The 25,363-nt window shown below is 34.7% G+C and carries 15 protein-coding genes; 1 reads left to right on the forward strand and 14 read right to left on the reverse strand.

From position 1 onward, the window contains the following. From AC2DGP_RS07130 to AC2DGP_RS07145, 4 genes are all read right to left on the reverse strand, one after another. Positions 1-696 (reverse strand): fibronectin type III domain-containing protein, encoded by a 696-nt coding sequence (locus tag AC2DGP_RS07130; RefSeq protein ID WP_484492322.1) that lies wholly within the window; start codon positions 694-696, stop codon positions 1-3. Positions 697-886: 190 nt separating this feature from the next. Next, positions 887-2,335, reverse strand: a complete 1,449-nt coding sequence (locus tag AC2DGP_RS07135; protein ID WP_484492323.1) for a sulfatase-like hydrolase/transferase — start codon at positions 2,333-2,335, stop codon at positions 887-889. 13 nt (positions 2,336-2,348) lie between these two features. Further along, positions 2,349-3,869, reverse strand: coding sequence for a sulfatase family protein (locus AC2DGP_RS07140; RefSeq protein WP_484492324.1), 1,521 nt, complete (start codon positions 3,867-3,869; stop codon positions 2,349-2,351). A 133-nt stretch (positions 3,870-4,002) separates the two neighbouring features. Beyond that, positions 4,003-8,289, reverse strand: a complete 4,287-nt coding sequence (locus AC2DGP_RS07145; protein WP_484492325.1) for a hybrid sensor histidine kinase/response regulator — start codon at positions 8,287-8,289, stop codon at positions 4,003-4,005. A gap of 254 nt (positions 8,290-8,543) precedes the next feature. Here AC2DGP_RS07145 and AC2DGP_RS07150 point away from each other — a divergent pair, with 254 nt between their 5' ends. Continuing rightward, positions 8,544-10,004 carry a carbohydrate porin gene (locus AC2DGP_RS07150; RefSeq protein WP_484492326.1) on the forward strand — a complete coding sequence of 487 codons (1,461 nt, stop codon included), beginning with the start codon at positions 8,544-8,546 and terminating at the stop codon, positions 10,002-10,004. Between the two features lie 30 nt (positions 10,005-10,034). Here AC2DGP_RS07150 and ligA read toward each other — a convergent pair whose 3' ends face one another. The 10 genes from ligA to AC2DGP_RS07200 all read right to left on the reverse strand — a co-directional run bounded on the left by ligA (position 10,035) and on the right by AC2DGP_RS07200 (position 25,347). Beyond that, positions 10,035-12,035: an NAD-dependent DNA ligase LigA gene (ligA, locus tag AC2DGP_RS07155; protein WP_484492327.1), complete on the reverse strand. Its 2,001-nt coding sequence runs from the start codon at positions 12,033-12,035 to the stop codon at positions 10,035-10,037. 116 nt (positions 12,036-12,151) lie between these two features. Then, positions 12,152-13,753 carry an efflux transporter outer membrane subunit gene (locus AC2DGP_RS07160; protein ID WP_484492328.1) on the reverse strand — a complete coding sequence of 534 codons (1,602 nt, stop codon included), beginning with the start codon at positions 13,751-13,753 and terminating at the stop codon, positions 12,152-12,154. After that, positions 13,743-16,958 carry an efflux RND transporter permease subunit gene (locus AC2DGP_RS07165; RefSeq protein WP_484492329.1) on the reverse strand — a complete coding sequence of 1,072 codons (3,216 nt, stop codon included), beginning with the start codon at positions 16,956-16,958 and terminating at the stop codon, positions 13,743-13,745. The genes AC2DGP_RS07160 and AC2DGP_RS07165 overlap by 11 nt, the downstream gene beginning before the upstream one ends. Before the next feature lie 4 nt (positions 16,959-16,962). Next, positions 16,963-18,105 (reverse strand): efflux RND transporter periplasmic adaptor subunit, encoded by a 1,143-nt coding sequence (locus AC2DGP_RS07170; protein ID WP_484492330.1) that lies wholly within the window; start codon positions 18,103-18,105, stop codon positions 16,963-16,965. A gap of 140 nt (positions 18,106-18,245) precedes the next feature. Then, positions 18,246-19,634, reverse strand: a complete 1,389-nt coding sequence (locus AC2DGP_RS07175) for a trypsin-like peptidase domain-containing protein (RefSeq protein WP_484492331.1) — start codon at positions 19,632-19,634, stop codon at positions 18,246-18,248. Positions 19,635-19,739: 105 nt separating this feature from the next. After that, positions 19,740-21,263, reverse strand: a complete 1,524-nt coding sequence (locus AC2DGP_RS07180; RefSeq protein WP_484492332.1) for a hypothetical protein — start codon at positions 21,261-21,263, stop codon at positions 19,740-19,742. A 14-nt stretch (positions 21,264-21,277) separates the two neighbouring features. After that, on the reverse strand, positions 21,278-22,705 hold the full coding sequence (nhaC, locus tag AC2DGP_RS07185) for a Na+/H+ antiporter NhaC (protein ID WP_484492333.1): 1,428 nt from the start codon (positions 22,703-22,705) through the stop codon (positions 21,278-21,280). Between the two features lie 37 nt (positions 22,706-22,742). Next, a complete protein-coding gene (gene dtd / locus AC2DGP_RS07190; RefSeq protein WP_484492334.1) occupies positions 22,743-23,195 on the reverse strand; it encodes a D-aminoacyl-tRNA deacylase in 453 nt (150 codons plus the stop codon). A 1-nt stretch (position 23,196) separates the two neighbouring features. Further along, complete coding sequence (rsgA, locus tag AC2DGP_RS07195) at positions 23,197-24,144, reverse strand: ribosome small subunit-dependent GTPase A (protein ID WP_484492335.1); 948 nt, start codon at positions 24,142-24,144, stop codon at positions 23,197-23,199. Positions 24,145-24,264: 120 nt separating this feature from the next. Continuing rightward, on the reverse strand, positions 24,265-25,347 hold the full coding sequence (locus tag AC2DGP_RS07200) for a chorismate mutase (RefSeq protein WP_484492336.1): 1,083 nt from the start codon (positions 25,345-25,347) through the stop codon (positions 24,265-24,267). Between the last annotated feature and the right edge of the window lie 16 nt (positions 25,348-25,363).

Raw genomic sequence — 25,363 nt, forward strand, 5'->3', positions numbered from 1 at the left:
TTAATTAATCGAAAATTTAGAAATTACAGAAGTGGATGAATTTCCAATTTCATCTCTCGTTACTACCTTCCAATAATAGGTTTTACCAGCCGATAAATTTTGAACCAATTCAGAATCGGTAATAGCATCTCCCACCTTCGTTGTCGGAGTTTCATTCTCGTCTAAATAAACATCATAATTTAAAATATCATTATCTGCATCGCTCCCTTCCCAAGTTAATGTTACCGACGTATTCGTCAGTATTTCTTCAAACGCTGGACTTATTAATTTAGCAGGAAATGGGACATAATTGACTTCTCCATCCCCAGATAAGTAAAATTGCCAAACATCGCTTTTCGCAGTAGCTTCAGAAGAGCTTGAACTAGACACTACATACCATGAATAAGGAGTTTCTCTTGTCAAGGTTATTTCTCTACTATCTATTGAAGTAGTTTCAGATAATTCTTCATTTGTATCCAAGTTTTTATAATAAACTCTATAGCTCGTTGTATTAGCAGATTTATTCCAATCAAACAAAACGGTTGCTCTTGTCTCAGATTCAATAGAACCTGGTTCACAAGCCTCATTATTTAATGGGTATACTAAAACCGCTGGTTCTGGTGCGGGTGCAGGAGCAGGATCATCTTTAGAACAAGATGCTGTAATAACACACAGAACTAAGGTAACTATTCCGACTAGGTTTTTCAATAATTTCATTTTCAAAAGTTTAATTTGGTTTTAAGTAGTAAAGTTATAAATAGATTGCATATGAACAACATATCAATACCTTGATTCAGTATAACATATGGTTTTGACCACTGCCCATCGCGTACTTTTTACTGAATTAAAACTGAACTTCATTATTTCAAATTCTAAACTCCTTGTTATTTCAATTAAAAATAAAATTTTAATGTTCTTCTTTATTTTTTTTAGAATAACGTTTTTTACTCATGGTATAAGTCGATTTTTTTCTTTCAAACTCCCACTTTTTTTGTCCTTTAATGCAGTTTGGAATATGCGGATCTAACCAACCTGGCTCAATGTTTTCAGCATCCCATTTTTTGTATTCTTTTTCTAATTCTTTTACAATATCTAGATAAAGATCCGCAATGTCATGTCGTTCATACGAATCAGCTTTTAAATTAAATAAAAGTGTTTTCTCCTTGGAGGCACTTTTATACAATTTATAATCACCTTTTCTAACAGCATATTCATAACCACCAACAGACCTCCAGAATAATAAATCATGAGGCTTATCTAGTTTTTGCTCACTTACATATGGCAACAAACTAACTCCATCTAATTGTTTTCTTTGCTTCGGATCCTCTCCAATAGCATCCAAAAAAGTAGGAAATAAATCTAAAGAAGTTACCATGTTTGAATATACTTGATTTCCTTTTAATCCTCCAGGCCATCTGATGAAAAATGGAACTTTGATTCCACCTTCAAACAACATTCCTTTATACCCCCTATTTGGACGATTATCCGCAAATTCACCACGACCTCCATTATCACTTAAATAGACTAAAATCGTGTTCTCTTTAATCCCATTTGCAACAAGAGTTGAATCTATTCTTCCCACGTTATAATCCACTGCATTCACCATAGCACCATAAACACTTCTTCCACCATACTCAATATGCTTTGTGTTATCCAAGTATTTTTCGGTGGCATGATTTGGACCGTGGGGAGCATTGTATGCTAGATACATAAAAAAAGGCTTGTCAATTTTTTCATTAATAAAACGAATTGCTTCATCTGTAAAATCATCCGTTAGATAAGATAATTCCTCTTGCGGAACCTCAACTCCATTTCTAAAAATAGTTTGTAAAGGTCCGTTTGATATTCCCCAATAATTCATACCTCCTCCTGGAAAACCAAACCAATGGTCAAAACCTTGTTTAGGAGGGTGCAAATCAGGATGATCTCCTACATGCCATTTTCCGATAGCGCTTGTTCTATATCCTTTTTCTTTTAATGCTTCGGAAATCATCACTTCAGACAAAGGAGTTCCTACCGTTTCATCATTCACGGTATTATAAGGCATATTACAATCATGCCCAAAACGAGCTTGAAACCTACCTGTTAAAAGTCCTGCCCTTGAAGGACTGCAATAAGGATGTGAAACATAACCATTAGAAAAAATCACACCTTCACTTGCAATAGCATCCAGATTTGGAGTTGGAATATCGGTTCCGCCATTAAAACCAACATCAGCCCAACCTTGATCATCTGTGAGAACCACAATAATATTGGGTTTCTGAGAAGTTTTATGAGACTTATTTTTATTCTCTTTAGACTCACAACTTAAAAGTACGAGTCCAGTAATCATACCAAATACAATATTTTTATACATCTGAAGTGAGCTTTTAAAGTTTCTTATATATAGATTGAATATCTAATGGATCATCCATTTCTTTCTGCAGCCTTATCAAATCTTTAAATAAGGCTCTCACCTTTTCTTTGTTTTCCGGTAATTGAGCAATATCGTTCATTTCTTCAGGATCACTATTCATATCAAACAACATCACTTTTTCGATTTCTGGATAGACCAATAACTTAAACCCGTTTTTTCTAATCATACGTTGCACACTTAAATATGCTCCATAAACTTCTTTATAATGACTTTCAGTTACATTTCCTTTTGCTAAATCAAGAAAACTATTGAATTCAACAAACTCAGGTTTTTGAATCCCTGTCAAATCAATGGCGGTAGCCATAGCATCTTGTAAATACACATCGGAATCAACTCTTTTATTTTTAGGTACTTCAGGCCCTAAAATGATCATTGGTGGACGCATACTATGATCGTATAAATTTTGTTTCCCAAGTAATCCATGTCTTCCCATTGCCAATCCATGATCTGCAGTAAAAATTATATACGTATTATCCATTTTACCTGATTTCTTTAACGCATCTACAATCAATCCAATTTGAGCGTCTACATGTGTAATACTCGCATAATATTCTTTAATATGAGTTTTTATAGCATACTCTGTTCTTGGGAAAGGAGCCAATGCTTCATCTCTTAAATCGTTGCTATTAGCTATATCATGACGATAAGGATACTCAGACATATAACTTTTTGGCAATTCCATATCTTCCACCTTATACATATCTTGATATTCCTGAGGTGCCTGTCTAGGATCATGCGGTGCATTAAATGCTAAATACATAAAAAACGGAGTTTCCTTTGTTTTTGCTTGATTAATAAAGTCAATGGCATCATCTTTTAATACTTCACTCCAATGCTTTCCTCCCTTCCAAAAACCACCAAATTTGGTTTCCGTTGGAGACCAAGAGGTATCATTTTCATTTTGAGGCCTGTTATAGCCAACAGGCATAATTGCCTCTGATCCATTTTTCTTGTATTCTGGATTTTTTTTGAATTTTTCTACCATTGCATAATGATCCCATGCATCTTTTGGCATCCCAGGTCGAATATGTTTTACATTTTTAAATACTTTTCCTGCAGGAGCATCTACATGCCATTTCCCTGTCATATAAGTATCATAACCCGCTGATTCCATAACTTTTGACCAAGACTTATCAAATGAGGTTGGATCGTTATTCTTCCATTTCTGTCTAAATTCATTGGCTCTCCATACAAATCTTCCAGAATTCATCATAGCTCTAGAAGCTGCACAAACGGCACCACTCCAAGATCCCATATTATAAGCATGCGTGAAAGTAGTCCCTTCTGCCACAAATGAATCCATAGTTGGAGTAATAATTTGATTATTACCTAAAGCATGAATAGAAGAATACGTTTGATCATCTGTAAAAACAAATACGATATTCGGTTTAGAACTAACCTCTTCCTTTTCTTTTTTACTTCCGCAACTTGTCAATAAAACAAAACAAGCTAGAATTATAATTTTTATTCTCATATGTCTCAAAAAAATACTCGCTTAAAAGCGAGTATAAATTAGCAATTAATATTAATTTACATCTTCTCTACAAAGATTGATTTTATAAACTAATAATTAAAATACATATGTTCTTTAAACCGATACAAATGGTTTAAGTTGCACTATCATCCCCTTCATTAGAGTCACGGTCCGCTTGTCTTACATATTTACTAGGGATCACCCCAAATTGTTTTTTAAAGCATTTAGAGAAATAGGATGCGGTATTGAACCCTGTCATATACATTACCTCTTTCACCGACAAATCACTTTTTTCTAATAATTGAACAGCTCTTTTTAGTCTTATATTTCTGATAAACTCACTAGAGGACAAACCTGTCAGTTCTTTAATTTTCAAGAATAAATTACTCCTACTTAAAGCCATTTCTTTTACCAACAACTCTACACTAAATTCTGAATTCATCATATGTTTTTCAACTATCTCTATAGCCTTTTGCAAGAATGTTTCATCAGTTGAAGTTACCGTCACTTCTTTCGGCTGAAGGACTATTTCCCTGTTAAAAACCTTTCGTAGCTTCTGTCTATGTTTTAAAATATTTGACAACTTTAACTCTAACAATTCCATATCAAAAGGTTTTCTAACATAAGCATCTGCTCCAATTTTCAACCCTTCAATTTCAGACTCTTCTGAGGTTTTAGCGGTTAACATAACTACTGGAATATGACTTGTTTCTTTTGTCGTTTTTAATTTTCCACACAGCTCTACTCCATCCATTATTGGCATCATCAAATCGGTAATAATTATATTTGGAATTACCTTATTTGCAACTTCAAAACCTTTTTCACCATTTTCTGCTTCATAAATATAATAACTCTCACCTAATCCTTTTTTGATAAACGATCTAATATCAGGATTATCATCAACAACCAACAACACGGGTAATTGAGATCTTGATCTTGATAAATTTTGATCTACAATATCATCCAAAACTCCCATCACATGCGTCTCCGCATCAGCCTGGCCAACAAGAGGTTCTTTCTCATTAACATCTCTAAAACTTACATCTTTTGAAACATGATACATTTCTTTATCTTTCGGCAAAAACACAAAGAAAGAAGTTCCATAAGAAGGATCACTTTTTACATCAATAATTCCAGAATGGTGTTCTACTAATTTTTTAGTAAACGAAAGTCCAATACCAGTACCTTTCATATCTAAATTTGCTTTCCCAACCTGAGTATAAAATCTCTCAAAAATATGCTGAATTCTATGTTTAGGAATCCCTGGGCCAGAATCTTTAACTTGAATGATCACATATTTAGACTGATTTTCAACTTCCTGAATTCCTTGTGGTATTTCAAATGTAGCTCCATCATGAACCATCAAATCAACGGAACCATTTTCAGGCGTAAATTTGAATGCATTCGATAATAAATTATTAATAATCTTTTCCAAAGCATTTGAATCAAACCATGAATTAATGCTCTTCTTTTCTGACGAAATCTCAAATTTGATTTTCTTTTTTGAACTCAAAAATTGGAAAGGTTCTCCCAATCCTTCAACAAAGGCAACCATATCACTCTCACCAAGAACCAAATCCATTTTACCTTTATCCATTTTCCTAAAATCAAGCAACTGATTTACCAAACGCAATAAATAATCCACGTTTTTAAACATTAATTCATACTGCTCAGATACTTCTTTCTTAGAAATAGAATCACCTTTTTTTCTTAAATAATCCAGCGGACCACGAATCAAGGTTAACGGAGTTCTAAATTCATGAGATATATTCGTGAAAAATTCTAGTTTTAATCTATGTATTTCTTCGTGTTGCTCTTTTTCTAAATGTTCTAATTCTAGATCATGCTTCTTAGAGGAACTTATTAAGGTATACCTCCTGAAACCAAACAGACTTAAGGCAAAGAGTAAAAGGTATATTATTTTTGCTAAGTTTGAACTCCACCAAGGTGGTATCACCTTAATCTTTAATTTCGTTGGTGTTTGATCCCAAACCCCGTCATTATTTGAGGCCTTCACCTGTAGCGTATATTCTCCTGGTTCTAAATTAGTATAAGTTGCGAACCTTTTATCTGAGGTTGTATATACCCAATGTTTATTAAAGCCATCCAGTTTGTAGGCAAACATATTTTTCTTGGGTGCTGCATAATGTAAGGAGGCAAACTCAAAAGAAAAACTATTTTCACTGTATTTTAAATCTATTTTTCCAACTTCATTTATTGCTTTGGTAAGGATTACTCTTCCGTTTACCTCTTCTCCTATTGAGATAGGTTTATTGAAAATTGAAAATCCAGTAATTACCGTTTCACCGCTAACTTTATTATTTTTTATGGTAGATGGGTCAAAAATATTAAAACCACTCACCCCTCCAAACATAAGTTTTCCCTCTTTCGTTTTCCAAGCGGCTAACTCTCCAAACTCATCGTTTTGAAGTCCATCATTAACATCAAAATTTTTAAAGCTTTTATTAACCGGATTAAATTTAGAGAGACCTCTATTGGTGGCTAACCATAAATTCCCATCATTATCTTCTAAAATACCTTTGATAACATTATTTGGCAATCCATTAAGCTCTGAATAAACTTCAAAAGAAATACTACCCGACTCAGGGTCTTCTATCATTTTATTTAAACCACCTCCAAAAGTTCCAATCCAAATGTCTCCTGTAGAAGATTGAAAAATATTTAAAATATAATTATGGCTTAAACTAGAAGGATCCTTAGGATCATTCTTAAAAACCTGAAAAACGGGGTTTTTCTTTAAACTCTCAACCGAATCCAATTTACATAATCCATTACCAGTTCCAAACCAAACATTTTTATTTTTATCGATAAAAACTTTTCTGATAATATTACTTGAAACACTACCTTCTTGGTTTTTATTATAAGAAAGGATGTCTTTCTTAAAATCATTGGTTTCTTCATTCAATATCCATCTGTAAATTCCGGCTCCATATGTTGCAAACCATAAATTCCCGTAACTATCATCCGCTATAGAAAATAAACTACTGTTAAAGTCATTGTTCTTTATTAAGTCAGATTTTTTAATTTCTTTATCTTCAGTGATATCTATTTTATACAATGCAGCAGGTCCTTGACACCCCATCAATAAGATTTTCCTCTTATTAATTTCAACTTCTTTGATGGAATATACCGGCCACTTTAATCCGAAATTCACAAATTCAAATCCTTCGGATTTTTCTCTGTTCTTTCTCATCATATTTACACCTCCTCCTTCAGTACCTACCCATAAGGTACCATTAGAATCTTCATAAATTGATCTTACTTTATCATTACTAAGACTTTTAGGATTTAGGGTTTTCCTAACTGTTTCAAATTGCTTTCTCGTTGGATCATATTTATTTATACCTCCACCATTAACACCAATCCAAACAATTCCAGTTTTATCTACAAAAATGGATGTTACATTGTTTTTACTTAAACTTTTTGTTGGAAACCTAGGATTGTAAGTAAACTCCTTAATTCTTTTAGGTTTCTTTAAACCTTTATTATTTTTAAAATAAGTTAACCCCCTATTACTTCCTGCCCATAAATAATCTCCCGCAACGGCAAGTTCTCCATAACTCATGCCTGAAAATCTATCGGCTCTGTAAACATTCTGATCCAACTGTAATTTATACAATCCTTTTGAGGTAGATATTAAAACCCTCCCAAATGAATCTTCAATGATATTCTTAACAGGCGTAAATTTTGGAAGACCAATCATACTGTTCACTCTAGGAAAATAAATACTTCCGTTTTCATCATGAGACAGTCTGTGTAAGCCTTTTGCTCCTGCTACCCATATTTGCCCATTAGAATCCTCAAATATCTGATTTACACTGTTCGCATTTTTACCTCCTAAGACCACTTCGTTTGACGACAATTTAAAATGTCTAAATTTTATGGAATCTTGTGGCATTTCTAGATTCACCATATCTATCCCTTTGGCAGTTCCAACCCAAAGCCTATTCTTAGTATCTTTAAACACTGCACGTATGGTGTTATCTACAATACTATGTTTATTAAAATCATCATGTGTATATCGGGTGAACTTTTCTGTTTTTCTATTGTATAAATTCAAACCATTTCCTGTGGTACCAACCCACAGATTTCCATTTTCATCCTCAGCTATAGACCATATCAAATTACTACTGATACTAGTAACATCATTAGGATTCGGTTTAAAAACCTTAAAACTATAGCCATCATATCTATTCAAACCATCATGGGTTCCAAACCACATAAAACCTTGTTTATCTTGATAAATACAATTTACATCATTCTGAGACAGTCCATCCACAGTGGATAACTGCTCAAACTCTATAGAATTTTGTCCTGATATACTTGTTGAAACACAAAACAACAGAAACACACAAAACAACCTACATCCAATAAAACTTCTATGTATAAAATCAATCATATTCATAATTCAAAAGAATTCAATCAGTCTGGAGAGAGACTCGTTTTTCAAGAAATGCGCTGCCAAAAGTTGATGAACTTACAGCAGGCTAAAAATTATTCAATAAAAACAAATGTAGACGGTTTCAATCAATAATCAAAACAAAATAGAAAACTCATCCAATCCTTCAGAAATACAGAAAGCAAAAAATTAACATTTTTTAACATTCACAGTATATTTTCTTTATATTTATCCTGCTAACTAAACGAAAAAAGATGAATTTCAAAAAACCTAACTTTCAACTCTTTGTACTTTTAACTGCACTTATTTTAAGTACGTCTACGACAAAATCGCAAATCGCTTATGACCATATCACAAACAAAGCTGTTTCAGTTGGATCTTATGGTAGAGTTGGTGTAGATTGGTCATTTGATCATGGTAGAACCATTGGACGTCGACTAAACTTAAACAATATGGGAAGTATTGGTGGGCGTATGGAAGAGCAAGATTATTTAGAATTCGCCCCGTCTTTACAATTCAGACCCCAAAAAGGTGATAGTACGTATATCAACATGCAACTTAGACTTTCTGTTTATAGCAATAGTTTAACTTCCTTTGGTAACAGTACAACATCAAGTCTAGGTGGACTTACGTTTGCCATACCTGAATTATTTGTCCAAGCAAGAAATATTAAGAATACCGGAATTAATTTTTGGATAGGATCAAGACTTTATAGAGGACCTGATGTACATGTAGCGGATCACTTCTATTTTAACGACCATTCAGGCCAAGGTTTTGGTATTGAATTTAAGAAAACAAGACTTGCTGCTATTTTTGTTACCGCAACAGATACTACATCAACTGTACCACCCTATTTTTATCTGAACATTAAAACAGGAACTCCAAGTGCAGCTTTAAGGCAAAGAACTGTTTTAGTCGCTGAACATGATATTGATTTAAATGATCAAAATAGAATTACTTTATTAGGTGAGTATCACAGAATTCCAGACGCTCATGCAAGTGAAATAGAAGAGATACCAACCAACCCTATAGAGCCTGAGGTTCCTGTTTATAACTACGACTCAGATTATGGATTTGTTTTTGGTGCAAGACATCATGTTAATTTCAAAAACTTGAAAGAAGGTTCATTTAATGATTTTACAATAAGATACGGTACAAGAATTGCAAATGGTGGTGATGGTGGAGTCTCAAAAACCTGGGCTACTTTTGGAGCACCAGACACTATTTCTAGAACTTTTAAAGGAGCACATTCCCTTGCAATAGTGAATCATTCTGTATTTCACACTTCCGAAAACAATACCATCAACCCATATGTGATCATGACGTATAGTAAAGGTGGTGCTCCAGGAAACGGACTATCAAAAACCTATTTTGGTAGAGAAGTTTACAATAAAAAAGTCGACTTTACTATTGGAGCAAGAGATGAATATTTTTTCACAGACCATTTTCATCTAATCACTGAATTTCATTATTCAAGAAGAAGTGATGGTGATAATCCCGCAGCAAGCATGACTAAATTCACGATAGCTCCTGTTTTTGTGCCAAATGGACAGAGAAGTATATGGGCAAGACCACATTTTAGATTTGTTGCTTCTGTTGCAAAATATAATCAATACGCGCAAGACAATTTGTATTCCCCTTTTCTTCAATTCACAGGAAAGCGAAGTTGGGGTACCTATTTTGGTGTAAAGACTGAATGGTGGTTATGGAATTAAAAAAAGGGAGCAAATAATTGCTCCCTTTTTTTATTTAATCATTGAAATAAAATCTTCTTCTGAGATTATCGTAATTCCTAAATTAGTTGCTTTTTCCAATTTAGAAGGTCCCATTTTATCTCCCGCCACAACATAAGTTGTTTTCTTAGAGATAGAACTTGAAACCTTACCTCCGTTGTCTTCTATCGCTTTTTTCAATTCGTTTCTTGTTAGCTCATAAAAAACTCCAGATACCACAAATATTTTTCCTTCAAGTAAACTAGATTGATTCTCTAGAACTTCTGCAGACAATTCTAACTGTAACCCTGCGGTTTTCAACCTGTCAATTAATTCAAGATTCTCTTCATCCTTAGAGAAATTCACAATACTTTCTGCTATTCTGTCTCCTATTTCATCTACGGAAATTAACTCTTCAAAAGAAGCAGCAAATAAAGAATCTATATTTTTAAAGTGTTTGGCTAATTTTTTAGCGACTGTTTCTCCTACAAATCTGATCCCCAAAGCAAATAATACTTTCTCAAACGGTATCTCCCTTGATTTCTCAATTCCTCTAACAATATTTTGAGCGGATTTCTCAGCCATTCTATCTAAGGGAAGAATTTGCTCTTCTGTCAAATCGTATAAATCTGCATAGTTTGCGACCAAATTTGCTTTCCTTAAAAGCTCAACTGTTTCACCTCCTAAACCATCAATATCCATTGCTTTTCTACTAATAAAATGTTGAATTCTACCGGTTACTTGGGGCGGACACCCAAACTCATTTGGGCAATAATGTTTTGCATCTCCTTCCTTCCTAACAAGCTCAGCATTACATTCCGGACAATTTGTAGCATACTCAGTCTCAATAGAATGTTTAGGTCGCTTCTCTAAATCAACTCCAACAATCTTAGGAATTATTTCTCCTCCTTTTTCTACATATACAAAATCTCCAATCCTAATATCTAACTTTTCAATTTGATCCGCATTATGTAAAGAAGCCCTGCGCACTGTTGTTCCTCCTAGCTGAACTGGTTCCAAATTAGCCACAGGAGTAATTGCCCCTGTTCTACCAACTTGATACGTAATTTCATTAAGCACAGTACTTTGTTGCTCCGTTTTAAATTTATAGGCTATTGCCCAACGTGGCGCTTTTGCTGTATACCCAAGCTCTTCTTGTTGCCTTAAAGAATTTACCTTGATTACAACTCCATCTGTTTCATAAGGCAAATTATGTCTCTCTAAATCCCAACGGTTCACAAAACCAAATACTTCTTCAACACTTTTTGTAACAGTCATGGTATCTGGTACTTTAAATCCAGATTCTGCAGCCGCATTAAGAATATCTGAATGAGACTCAAATTTCGATCGATCCACAACAACCTGATATAAAAGACAATCCAAAGGCCTTTTGGCAACTTCAGTACTATCCTGCAACTTTAAACTTCCACTCGCCGTGTTTCTTGGATTGGCATAAACATCTTCCCCTTCTGCTTCTCGAGCTTCGTTCATTTTATTAAAGCCATCCAAAGGCAATATGATCTCTCCACGAATTTCAAAGGAGTCTAAAAACGGTTTTGTCAATTTTAAAGGCAGGGAACGAATCGTTTTCACATTAGTCGTAACATTATCTCCTTGAAATCCGTCACCTCTTGTTACGGCTTTCACTAAGCTGCCATTCTCATAAGTTAAATTAATTGACGCACCATCATACTTTAATTCGCAGGTATATTCTATAGGTCCTTCAACTATTTTCTTGATCCGTTTTTCCCAATCCTCTAGATCTTCTAAAGAATATGAATTATCCAAGGAGTACATTCTATTTTTATGTACTAATGTTTCGAAGTTCTTGGTTATTCCTCCGCCAACTCTTTGGCTAGGTGAATCTTTATCATAAAACTGCGGGTATTTTAGCTCTAGTGCTTCTAACTTTTTCAACAACATGTCAAAATCAAAATCAGAAATAGTTGAAATATCCTTCACATAATAATTATAATTATGCTTTCTTATTTCCTCACGTAATTCCTCTATCTGGTTTTCAACTGTCTGCCCCATTTATATTCTAATATATGATTTCATACAAATCTAATAAATGATCAGACATTTTCTATTTGAAACTTAAAAATAATCAAAAAAAAAGAACATCTAAATTGATGTTCTTTTCTCTCTTATTATTTTTTGGAATTCTTTGCTTCCTTCTCTCTTTGCTTGTAAGCTTCTTTTTCTTTCTCCTTCTGTTGCTTTCGTTGTTCTTTTTCTTCTTTCGTAAGTTTATAATCTACTATTTGCCCCATATAAACCAACGTATCTCTTTTAATAGAATCCAACTCAATATCTCTTTCTTCAGCAATTATCTCAGCATATTTTTCCATTTCCGCCTCAGAAACCCATCCACCTCCAAGTGATTTATACAAATTCACATAAGCGGTTAATAATTGTTGAAAGTTATCAGAATATGATAATTCTGCATCAAATTCTTGACGTTGATTCTCTGTAACTTCTAAATAACTAGTAACCCCTTGATAATATCTTTGACTGGACAAATTACTTGCATTATTAGCAGCGTCTAATCTTAATTGTCTAGCTTTTAACTCTTCTTTCAATGTTTCTATCTCTACTAAAGAGTTACTTACTTCTTTCATTGAATTCAAGACAGTATTTTCATATGATAACAAGGACTGTTTTGCTACTTCCCTGGCAATATCTACCCTCTTTTTATTTTTCCCAAAATTAAAAATAGGACCAGTTATCCCCGCAGAAGCTCCCCAACCTAATCCATTATCCAACACGGTTGACAACTCATTACTTCCTAAACCTAGAAGACCTGTTAAACTAAATGAAGGATATCTCATAGCCTGTGCTACCCCCACTTTAGCATTCGAAACTCTAAAGTTTTGTTCCGCTTGTAAAACATCTGGTCGTCTTAATAAAACCTCAGACGGAATTCCTATAGGAATAGAATCTGGTAGTTTATAATTATAATAAGTCACCTTTGTTTTTACATCGTCAGGCATCTTACCAACAAGTACACTCAAATTATTTTCAGTAATCGCAATTAGCCTTTTGTAATAGGGTACTGCTGTCTGTGCAATTGCCTTCTGAATTTCAGCCTGATTCACGTCGATAATGTGGGTATAACCAAAATCAAATCTATTCTGAATTATTGTTAACGTACTGTCACGACTCGCTAGCGTTTTATTTGAAATATCTAATTGCGTACGGTAGCCAATTAACTTAAAATAATTGATCGCAATCTCACTAATCAATGCAATTTCAATAGCCCTTTTCGCATACAAAGTACTCATTAACTCCGCCTTTGCCGATTCCGTTGAACGTTTATACTTCCCCCAAAAATCAATTTCCCAACTTGCATTTACAGTTCCATTAAAACTATTAAAGCCTTTATTATCCGGAAAAACATTTGCAAATGCCATATTTCTTCCTGCACTTGCATTATACGAAAATTGCGGAAGCCTATCTGCGTTGGTGAATTTCACATTGGCTCTTGCCTGTTCTATCCTGCTCGCAGCAATTAATAAGTTTTTATTATTCACAAGTGCCTGACGAACTAAGGTGTCAATGACACTGTCTTGAAAAATCTCCCACCATTTCAAATTCACAACACTATCTGTCAAGGTAGTGTCTTTTGATTTAAACCTGAATTCTGAGGTGGTCTGATCTTTAGGTTTGTGATAATTAGGTCCAACCGCACATGAATAGATTAACAAACCTATTACAAACATACTTATATACGTAGATAAATTAATTTTCATCATTAGCTTCTTTAGATGTTTCTAACTCATTCAATCTCTGCATCTCTCGTTTTTTCTCATATCCAGCGAGTTTTCCTATCAGGATAAATAACATAGGATACATGAAAACGCCCAAAAATGTAGCTAAGGTCATTCCACCAAGCAACGCCATTCCCATCACTTTTCTCGCTTCAGAACCAGTACCGGATGCTACTACCAAAGGAAAAACCCCTAAAATAAAAGAAAAAGCAGTCATTAAAATCGGTCTAAACCTAGATCTCGCCGCTTCAAGAGCCGCATCAAATAAACTTTTGCCTTTTTGAAATTCATCATTGGCAAACTCCACTATCAGAATGGCATTTTTAGCGGCCATCCCAATTAACATGACAAAAGATACTTGAGCGAAAATATTATTCTCAAAAGAAGGACTAAACAGTCTTGAAATCCATAGGGCAAACAATGCTCCAAATATAGCAAAAGGCGTTCCTAGAAGAATACTAAATGGCAACGACCAACTTTCATATTGGGCTGCCAAAATTAAGAATACAAATACCAACGAAAACGTTAATATAGTTCCTAAAGATCCTGAAGCCTTATTTTCTTGATAAGACATCGCATTCCAAGAAGTTGTCATATCTGATGGTAATGTCTCCGCAGCAACTTCTTTCAGAGCATCCATTGCTTGTTTGGAAGTATATCCAGGGGCAGGCCCTCCAGTTACCTCAACAGATCTGAATAAATTAAAACGAGTGGTATAATCAGGTCCGGAAATTGGTGTAATTGTAGCTACTGTTGACAAAGGCACCATATTTCCATCCTTATTTTTTATAAAAAAGTTCTCTATCTGAGACTCATCTACACGATACTCATTTTCTGCCTGAATATAAGTTTTATACAATCTACCAAACCTAGTAAAATCATTTACATATGCCCCTCCCATAAAGGCCCCTACTGTGGTATATAATTCATTTAATGAAATTCCTAATTTAAGAGCTTTCTCCTTATCAATATCCATATACCTTTGAGGTACTGTTGCCTGAAAAGTGGTAAAGGCACGACCTATTTCTGGCCTTGCATTTGCAGCCATGATAAACTTATTGGTATTTTCTGAAAGATATTCAGGTGAGTTACCTCCCTTATCTTGCACCATAATACTAAAACCAGATCCATTTCCTAATCCAGGAATTGCAGGAGGTCCAAAGGCAAAAGCTTGGGCTCCCTTTATTTTCTGAGCCAGCTCTACATTCAACCTATCAATAACCTGTTTAACCGTAGCTTCACGCTCTGACCAATCTCTTAAAGTTACGAACATGAAACCATTATTAGACGCCATAGAACCAGAAAGCATACTATAACCAGTTGCATTTGTCACATATTCCACTTCTGGATAGTTTAACAAAATAGCCTCTACATCACTTGCAACCTTATCAGACCTTTGTAATGAAGCAGCATTTGGAAGCTGTAGGTTTACATAAAAATACCCCATGTCTTCCTCAGGTATAAAACCTCCTGGAACCATTTTCCCGAAGATCCCTGCTCCAATAGTCAAAATAACTATAAAAATAGCTCCTCTCTTAACCTTTCCAGAAATAATTCTAGTATAAGTCATGTAGGAATCCGTACTCTTCCCCATCCATTTATTAAAAGCATCAAAGAATTTTCCTAACAAGCCTCCATAAGGTTTAGGTTCTTTTAATAATAAGCTACATAATGCTGGACTCAAAGTTAAGGCGTTTACCGAAGATACAATTACAGAAACCACAATAGTAATTGCGAATTGTTGATAGAGTAACCCAGTAATACCCGCCATTCCGGCTACAGGAATAAAAACCGCTACTAAAACCAATGTTGTTGCAATAACAGGAGCTGTTACCTTACGCATAGCATCTAATGTGGCTTCTTTTGAATTCATACCCGATGCAATATTCACTTGAACCGCTTCTACAACGACAATGGCATCATCTACAACAATACCAATGGCGAGTACTAGTCCCAGTAATGACAATACGTTAATTGTAAAACCTAAAGCAGGAAAAAACATAAAGGCTCCAACTAATGAAACTGGAATAGCCAATGTTGGAATCAGAGTTGCCCTCCAATCCTGAATAAAGATAAAGACCACTAGTACTACCAAAATCAACGCTACAATTAGAGTAACTATAATATCTTTAATACCTGCAGTAATCGGTAAGGTGGAATCTAACGAAACATCAAAACTCATTCCTTCTGGAAATCCTTTAGACAACTCCCCCATTTCTTTAACCGCATTTTGAGCCAACTCCACAGCGTTAGAGCCAGGTGCTTGATACAAAGCTACAATCGCCGATTCTTTTGGAATGGAATCTCTACCATCTGCATTGACCCCTAAACGAGGAATCATATTATAAGTTTCCACCCCTAAATCTACTCTCGCTACATCACCAATTTTCACATTAGAACCATCAGATTTAGTTCTAATTACAATCTCCTCAAAGGCTTCAGGTGAGTTAAATCTTTCCGGTAATCTCACGGTATAGGTAAACTCCGTTCCTGCTGGTGCAGGTTCCGCTCCAAATTTCCCCCCAGGAACAATTAAGTTTTGCTGATTAATCGCATCAATCATTTCAGAAACTGTAATTCCTAATCTTGAGAGTCTGTCTGGTTTAATCCAAATTCGCATAGAATAATTGGCTGCTCCCATAACATCTACACGACCAATACCTTTTAATCTAGCTAATTGATCCTTTATATTGATCAAAGCATAATTCCCTAAAAAATCCTGATCATTATGAGATGGATTTTCAGAAGTTAATGAGATAAGCATCAAAATATTGGGTAATGATTTTTTTGTAGTCACCCCATATTTTGTAACTGCTGCCGGTAATTTTGCAGTAGCCGCAGACACCCTATTCTGTGCAAGTACCGTATTCATATCCGGATCTGTACCTACGTCAAATGAAACTTGAATCACCATAGTACCATCATTGGCATTGGTAGATTTCATATAAATCATATTATCTACACCATTCATCTCCTGCTCTAAAGGAGTCGCTACAGATTCCTCTACATTCGTAGCATTTGCACCGGTATAAGTTGCTCTAACTTCTACAATCGGTGGCGTTAAATTTGGATATTGTTCAATTGGCAAACCAATTACTGAAACTGCTCCAACTATAACAATAATAATTGCTATTACTATGGCAACAATTGGACGGTGGACGAAAAAATTCCCTTTACTATCAGACATATATTTATTTTTCAGTTCTACTTTCGAACTCCACTAGATCCGGAACAATTTCCATACCCGCTCTAACTTTCTGAATTCCGTCTAATATTATTTTTTCACCTGGTTTTAATCCTGATTTTATCAGTCTAAAATCATCAACAGACAAACCAACTTCAACAGATCTATTTTCAACTTTATTTTCGTTCGTTACAACAAATAAAGAATAGTCTCCTTGTAATTCTTTCAAACATTTTTGAGGAACAAGCAAAGCATTTTCTGCATTTCTAATATTTATTTTCACTCTACCAAACTGACCAGGTCTTATAATCCTATCAGGATTCGGAAACGAAGCTTGCAGCAAAATTGCACCAGTTGTTGGATCTACATTTCTATCAATAAAATCAATATGACCTTTATGCTCATAAGTACTTCTATCTGAAAAAATCAATTGTACATTCTCCTTTGAGTCCTCTTCTTTAAATTTTTCCTTTTTTGCTGCAGCATATTCTCTAGCAATCAATAAATAATCATTTTCTGACAGAAAAAATTGAACTCGAACAGAATCAACTCTCGATACAGTATTTAAAATTACTGGATTCGGATCTTTACCGACAAATTCTCCTTGTCTAGCTAAGGTTTTACCTATCAAACCATTTAGGGGAGAATAAATATTAGTATACCCTAAATTAATTTTAGCAAGCTCTAGACTCGCTTTTGCAGCTTTCACCTCAGACCTAGCCGCATCCCTTTGTGCTCTAGCCATATCCAACTCTCGCTTACTTACAGCATCTATTTCTGCCAAGGGCTCTACCCTTTCTAAATCACTTTCTTTCTGAATTAAACTTGTTTTAGATTGTGCTAATCTACTTTCCTGAGTTGCAACATCTTGCTTAAAAGGATCTGCATCAATACTATAAAGCAGTTGTCCTTTTTTAACTGTGCTACCTTCTTTAAAATGAATTTGTTCCAAAAATCCTTCAACTCTAGCTCGAATAGGAATATCACTTTTACCGTAAACCTGACCTACAAACTCCCTATAAATTGGAACTGTTTTCGGTATTACTTCAACAACTTTTAATTTCTGAGGTGGTAATTTTACTTTTTTTTCTTCTTTGCATGAAGAAATCGCAAGCACACTCAACATGAGAGCATAAAGAGTAAATTTCATATGTGTTAGATTATAGTCAATTTTAAAAAGTAAAAGTAAAAAAAATAGCGGAGCTTTCCTCTATTTTAAATCACTATAAAAAAACAAATAAAAAGCCGATACTCATGGAGTAACGGCTCTAAAACTCAAATTAATACTTATTATCTAAAAATATAATTCTCTTTAACTCCTTTTGAATTTAAAATACCCAATTTTAAATAGCCAACCTCTGACTTTTCTTTCAACAAGGAATCCACTTGAGAAACGTTGGTCACTTTTTCATTATTTATTTCAAGTAACACATCCCCTTCTACAACACCTAATCCCTTTAATTCAGAGTTTCTAATATTCACAATTTTAACCCCTGAATCAACTTTTCGTTTCTTCATTTCTGCTTTTGACAATTCCTCAACTGAAAACCCTAACAAATTAACATGAAGTGTTTTATTTTCAGTTAATATGACCGTTTTTGTGAGTGTAGTATCCCCTCTAAGCACAGTTACTTGGATTTTATCACCAGGTCTTTTTGCATTTAATTGTCCTTTTAAATCTGAAAATTTTCTGATCTTAACATTTTCAATTTTAACTATAATATCTTCTTCTTGAAGTCCAGCTTCTTGAGCACCACCACCGTCGGTAACTGCCGTAATTCTCACTCCCTCTAAATCATCTTTTCTAGGATCATATTGGATTCCAATAAGTGCTTTTTGAACATTACCAAACTCCATAATATCCTCAATAACTTTCTTCGCTATATTTGATGGTACCGCGAAAGAATAACCCACAAAAGAACCTGTTTGCGATGAAATCGCTGTATTAATACCTATTAATTCCCCTCTTGTGTTTACCAATGCACCACCACTATTTCCCGGGTTAACCGCCGCATCAGTCTGAATAAAAGATTCCGTATTGGAATTCCCTTCTAAATCTCTTCCCTTTGCACTAATAATTCCTGCAGTAACTGTAGAAGTAAGATTGTAAGGATTCCCAACTGCCAATACCCACTCTCCAACTTGAATAGCGTCCGAGTTTGCAAAAGTTAACGACTCAAAATCATTCCCTTCAATTTTTAATAAAGCAATATCACTACCTGGATCTGCTCCCACTAACTCCGCAGTATAAGTTTTCCTATTATTTAAAGTAACTTCTATTGAATTAGCGTTGTCAATTACATGATTATTCGTAACAATGTAACCATCTTGTGAAATTAAAACGCCACTTCCAGTCCCTACAGACTCTCTCTCTCTTGGCGCACCATTTCCTCTTCCGTAAAAGAAATCTGCAAAAGGATCATGATATGTACTAATGGAAGTATTTTTTACATGCACCACTGCATTTAAACTCTTCGATGCTGCATCTACAAAATCAGTATTTTCACCAGCTATACTAGGAACACTTAGATAACTAGTTGGTATCGGAACAAAACTACTTGAAACTACCGAAGTTTCTGGACTTCCATGTTTTTGGTTTTTAGACAAATAAGAAAATCCTGCTAACGAAATTGCTCCTCCTAAAAAAGCAACAAAGACTAAACTAACTAATTTTTTCATTTTTAATTTTTATAATTCTAATCAAAGATAAAAAAGTAGTAGATAATTGTTATTATTTTTAACTCCCGTTAACTTTTTTAACGACGTTTTAACACCTAGGTTTTTCTACTTTTTAAGCAGTTGACTCAGGTGAAACTTAAGTCCAAAATCTAAACTCAAAGGATTAAAGTTCCCTTCAAACGGCTGGGTTTGACCAAAGTGAACAAGTAGATCCCATCTATCACTCAATTCTCGTTCAACACCAATTGCATATTCAAATAACAAGCCCTCTCCTAAGTCCAATGCACCGCCACCAGCTGCACCCACCATAAACTTTAGAGATGCCTTAGTCTTATTAAAAATAGGTTGATAGTAAGTCGCACCAACAAGCCCCTCCGCATAGGCACCATAATCACCTTGATAAGCCCATACAGTACCTGCATTAATACTAAATCTATCACCAAAATACTTTTGGATTTCAAACCCTAAAGAATTAAAACTCGACAAATAAGGCTCACCATTTTTATTCAAAGCTTTTGGAGGAAAATACGTTCTATTAAAAATAGACAAGGCTATATCATTCGCATAGTAATCATTAGAATTTACATTAAATTTATCCATACCTGAAACATCTGCTCTTGGCTTTAATCTTCCAAAACTTTTACCCAACCCAATCTCTACATGGTTAGAATCAAATGGCCCCCATGGAGAAAAAGTCTTACCAGTCATCATTTTTAAGTCGTACCCGTTACCTAACAGAAACGTTAATCCAGCCTCTGCTTGCACCGTAGCTCCACCTCCAGATTCAACACCACCACCTCCAGTAGGTCCCATTAAAAGACGTGACTCCAAATTCATAAAATTTGCAACCAATGGTAATTTAGCTCCAGCGCCCAAAAATATAGACATATACCCATCTGTACCACCTGCAAGCGCACCATTTAATTTTACAAGTCCATAAAAATTATTATTAATTTCTGCTTCCAATTGCATACCTAAAAGACCAATATTTGTTACCTCAGGTTTTGTTGGAACCGAACCATCAGATAAATTGAAATAAGAAGTACCGACAACGGCTACTCTTAACTTTGACTCCGCTAAATCATCATGTTTCACAAATTCATACCCGGAGTCTTTAACTTTCAAATAATTATTACCATTTAAGGTAAGTCCAACGTTGACCTGATTTCCAGAAATATTCCCTGTAGGAAAATCAATCCTAGAAACACCAAATCGAACCCCTAGCGCACCAAATCTTTGTTCTAAATTTAAATGAGGTCGAAGTATCAAACCTCCTCCATCATCAGCACCACCACCACCTCCTCCTCCAAGAAAGAATCCAGTATCCAAAAAAAGTCCAGATTTAGTTAATTGGGGACTCCAACCGGCTGACATCCCAAGTGTAATCAACCCCGGCCTTATTCCCGTTACTGCAGAATAAGAATTCACACCTACATATATGGTATTGGTGTTTTTCACCAAATGAAATAAATCAAGACCTATCCCTACAAAGCCTAAATCTGCTTCTGTTGACATTGAAACAGTCTCCCAACTCAACCTAACACGATTTGGAAATTTTTCAACAGAATATTCTTGAGATGTACAAAAAAGGCTAAAAAAAAGTAATACTTGTGTGATATAAATTTTCATTAAAAAACTATTTTCTAATTCTTCAAGTGTTTAATTTTCAAATTAAACGCCGCAAATAAAAGTGTAGTAATTGGACTTAAATAATTGAATATTGCAAAAATAAAATATTCTGAAACGGATACCCCTAGCACAGAGGATTGATATGCTCCACAAGTATTCCATGGAATTAAAACAGAGGTAACAGTTCCTGAATCTTCTAAAGTTCGACTTAAATTTTCTGGTGCAAGGTTTTTATCTTCAAAAGCCTTTTTAAACATTTTCCCTGGAATCACAATAGCTAAATATTGATCAGAAGCAATAATATTCAAACCTAAGCAACTGCCAACAGTAGCAAAAAACAATTCTAAAGTTGACTTTGTTCGTTTTAGTAAATATTCTGTAACAACCCCCAAAGCACCAATTCCATCCATCACTCCCCCAAACACCATTGCACTTATAATCAAAAGAATTGTCCATATCATTCCCTGCATCCCTCCAGAGGAAAACAAATCGTTCAATGCTTCATGACTTGTTACTATTTCAATATCAAAAAAAACTGCTTGGACTATACTTCTTACAAAGGAATCCGAAACTTCCAGTAAAACATCAGGTTGAAAATAAACAGAAAATACAATCGCTAAAAGCACACCCGATAATAATGCTAATAACGGTTTTACTTTCAAAAGAATTAAACACACTACCGTAGCCGGAACAACAAACAACCAAGGGGTTATATAAAATGTTTCTTCAATCACATTAAACATATCTGACAAATCTGTTTCACCTGTTGTAGTCAAATTAAAACTTATCAACGTAAAAACAAATAGCGTTACTAGTAATGTTGGAACTGTGGTTAAGGACATATATTTAATATGTGTAAATAAATCCGTTCCCGCCATCGCAGGAGCCAAATTTGTAGTATCACTTAAAGGGGACATTTTATCACCGAAATATGCTCCAGAAATAACCGCACCTGCAACCATCCCAGAGGGCACTCCTAACGCACTTCCTACTCCAACTAACGCGATACCTACCGTTGCTGAAGTAGTCCATGAACTACCTGTAGCAATAGAAATTATTGCAGAAATAACAACGGCAGCGGGCAAGAATATTTCTGCACTTAACACCTGTAAACCATAATAAACCATTGCTGGAATAACACCACTAACCAGCCAAGTTCCCGCCAATGCGCCTACTAAAAACAAGATCAGAATTGGAACCAAAACACTTTTAAGATTTTTAAAAACCTCCTTGAAAATTGAAAAAAACGTCTTATTCTTATTCAAACCCAGGAGCAATGCACAAAATGCGGAAATCAACAGAATGTATTGGTTGGAGTAATCACCCAATAGAACACCTTCCGCAAAAAAAATATTATACGCCAACAATGAAACCAACAAGACAACTGGAATCAAAGATTCTTTAATTGTTAAAACAGAATTTAATACTTTGTTACCCGACATAAAAAATGATTGAATAATATTTCGAATATAGCTTTTTTTATTTTCTATCTTTAGAATCTACCACAATGGTAACAGGTCCATTGTTAATCAAACTAACCTTCATATCTGCCCCAAAAACACCAGTTTGCACAGGTTTTACTAAATCAAATTCTAATTGGGATACAAATTTTTCATACAAAGGTATAGCAATCTCTGGCTTAGACGCTTTCATATAAGATGGCCTATGTCCTTTTTTAGTACTTGCTTGTAAGGTAAATTGGCTCACCACTAAAATTTCACCTTCCACGTCCTTCACAGAAAGATTCATGGTGTGATGATCATCAACAAAAACACGCATATTTGTAATTTTATTAGACAACCAAACAATATCTTCTGTTGTATCGGAATCCTCTATTCCTACCAAGATCAACAACCCGCGATTTATTTTAGAAAAAAGCTTCTTTTCAACCGTAACGGATGCTTCTTTAACAACCTGTAAAACAATTTTCATATTATTTTTTTTGACTGTAGATATCTTGTCTAAAATGCTCCTCTTCCCCCCTCATTATTTGCACATAACTAAAATACCTAGATGGAGCAATACTATCATCCTCTAATCCATTTTTTACAGCACATTTTGGTTCATCGAGATGCTTGCAATTATGAAATTTACAATCCTGTTTTAACTCAAAAAACTCAGGGAAATAGCCTGAAATTTCATCCTCTTCAAAATCTACAATTCCAAAACCTTTTATTCCAGGAGTATCAATTATATACCCACCAAAACTCAAAGCATGCATCTCCGCAAACGTAGTTGTATGCTGCCCTTGCTTGTGCTGCTCAGAAATCTCCAGGGTTTTCAAATCCAGGACTGGTTCTATAGTATTAACCAAGGTGGATTTACCAACTCCTGAATGCCCCGAAAACAAAGTTACCTTTCCCTGCATTAACTCCTTTACCTTCTCAACATTTACTCCTTCTTTGGCAGAGATCTCTATACATTCATAACCAATATTCTCATAAATTTCAATCAACTCCTCTTTCAGTTCATTTGATTCTTCAGTGTAAGTATCTATCTTATTAAACAACAACGTTACAGGTATATGATATGCTTCTGCTGAAACCAAGAAACGATCAATAAAACTTGTTGTAGTAGGCGGATTGTCAATGGTAATTACCAAGAAAGCACGATCTATATTAGAGGCAATTATATGGGTTCTTTTCGATAAATTAACCGACTTTCTAACAATATAATTTGTTCGATCGTGAATTTTTTTAATCACTCCGGTTTCTTTCTGCGGTTCTAGTTCAAAATCTACAGTATCTCCTACAGAAACAGGATTTGTACTCTTAATCCCTTCCATACGAAATTTACCTCGGATTCTACATTTATGCACTTCTGCATTCTCCGTTCGAACCAAATACCAACTACCGGTAGATTTTACAACCACTCCCTTCATAACCTATACTCTATAGCAAACCTTTAATAATACATTTGAAAACAAAAATACCACAAAGACCTCAATAATTTGAGAAACTTGTGGTATTCTTATCTTGTTTAAAAAACAATATGCAAGAAATTATTTTCCTGATACAATTGCTTCTTGATGGTTTATTGATTCTTGGTGAATCGCTTTGAAAACTGACTCAACAAAAGCATCACTCAATCCTCTAACAGCTGCTTCTTTTTTTACTGTTTCTAAAATTGCTGCCCATCTATCATCTTGTAAAATAGAGATATTTTCACCCTTTTTCACTTCTCCGATTTGCTCAACAACCTTCATTCTTTCAGCTAAAGTATCTAAAATATGATTATCAATTACATCAATTTCAGCTCTCAATTCTTTCAATTGATCTAATGCCTCACCTTCAGCTTTTGGCTCTCTTACCTTCAAGTCGTTCATGATTTCCACCAAACGATCTGGAGTAATTTGTTGCGCAGCATCTGACCATGCGTTATCTGGATCAACATGCGTTTCAATCATTAAACCTTCAAAGTTTAAATCTAAAGCAATTTGTGAAATATCCTGAATTCCAGTTCTATTTCCACAAATATGAGATGGATCATTGATAATAGGTAAATCAGGGAAACGTTGTTTCAAAGCAATTGGCAACTGCCATTGAGGTACATTTCTGTAACTTGTTTTCTTATAAGAAGAGAAACCTCTATGAATAACTCCTAAGTTTTTAATATTTGCAGTATACAAACGCTCAACACCACCTAACCACAATGCTAAATCTGGGTTAATTGGATTTTTAATTAAAACGATTTTATCAGTTCCATTTAAAGCATCTGCTATTTCCTGAACTGCAAATGGGTTTACAGAAGTTCTAGCTCCAATCCATAAGATATCAACATCTGCTTCTAAAGCTAATTTTACGTGTGCTAAATTAGCAACCTCTACAGCAATTTTCATTCCTGTTTCTTTTCTTACTCTCTGTAACCAAGGTAAAGCAATAGCACCAATTCCTTCAAAACCACCTGGTCTAGTTCTTGGCTTCCATACACCTGCTCTAAATACAGTTGCATCTGTGTTTTTCAATTCGTGAGCAATTTTCAACACTTGCTCTTCTGTTTCTGCACTACAAGGTCCAGCAATAACCAATGGATGGTCTAATTGCATGTCATCTAACCATGTTCTGAATTCTTTCGTATTTTCCATTTTAATCTAGTTTCTA

The organism is Flavicella sp. IMCC45537 (genome assembly GCF_057197705.1).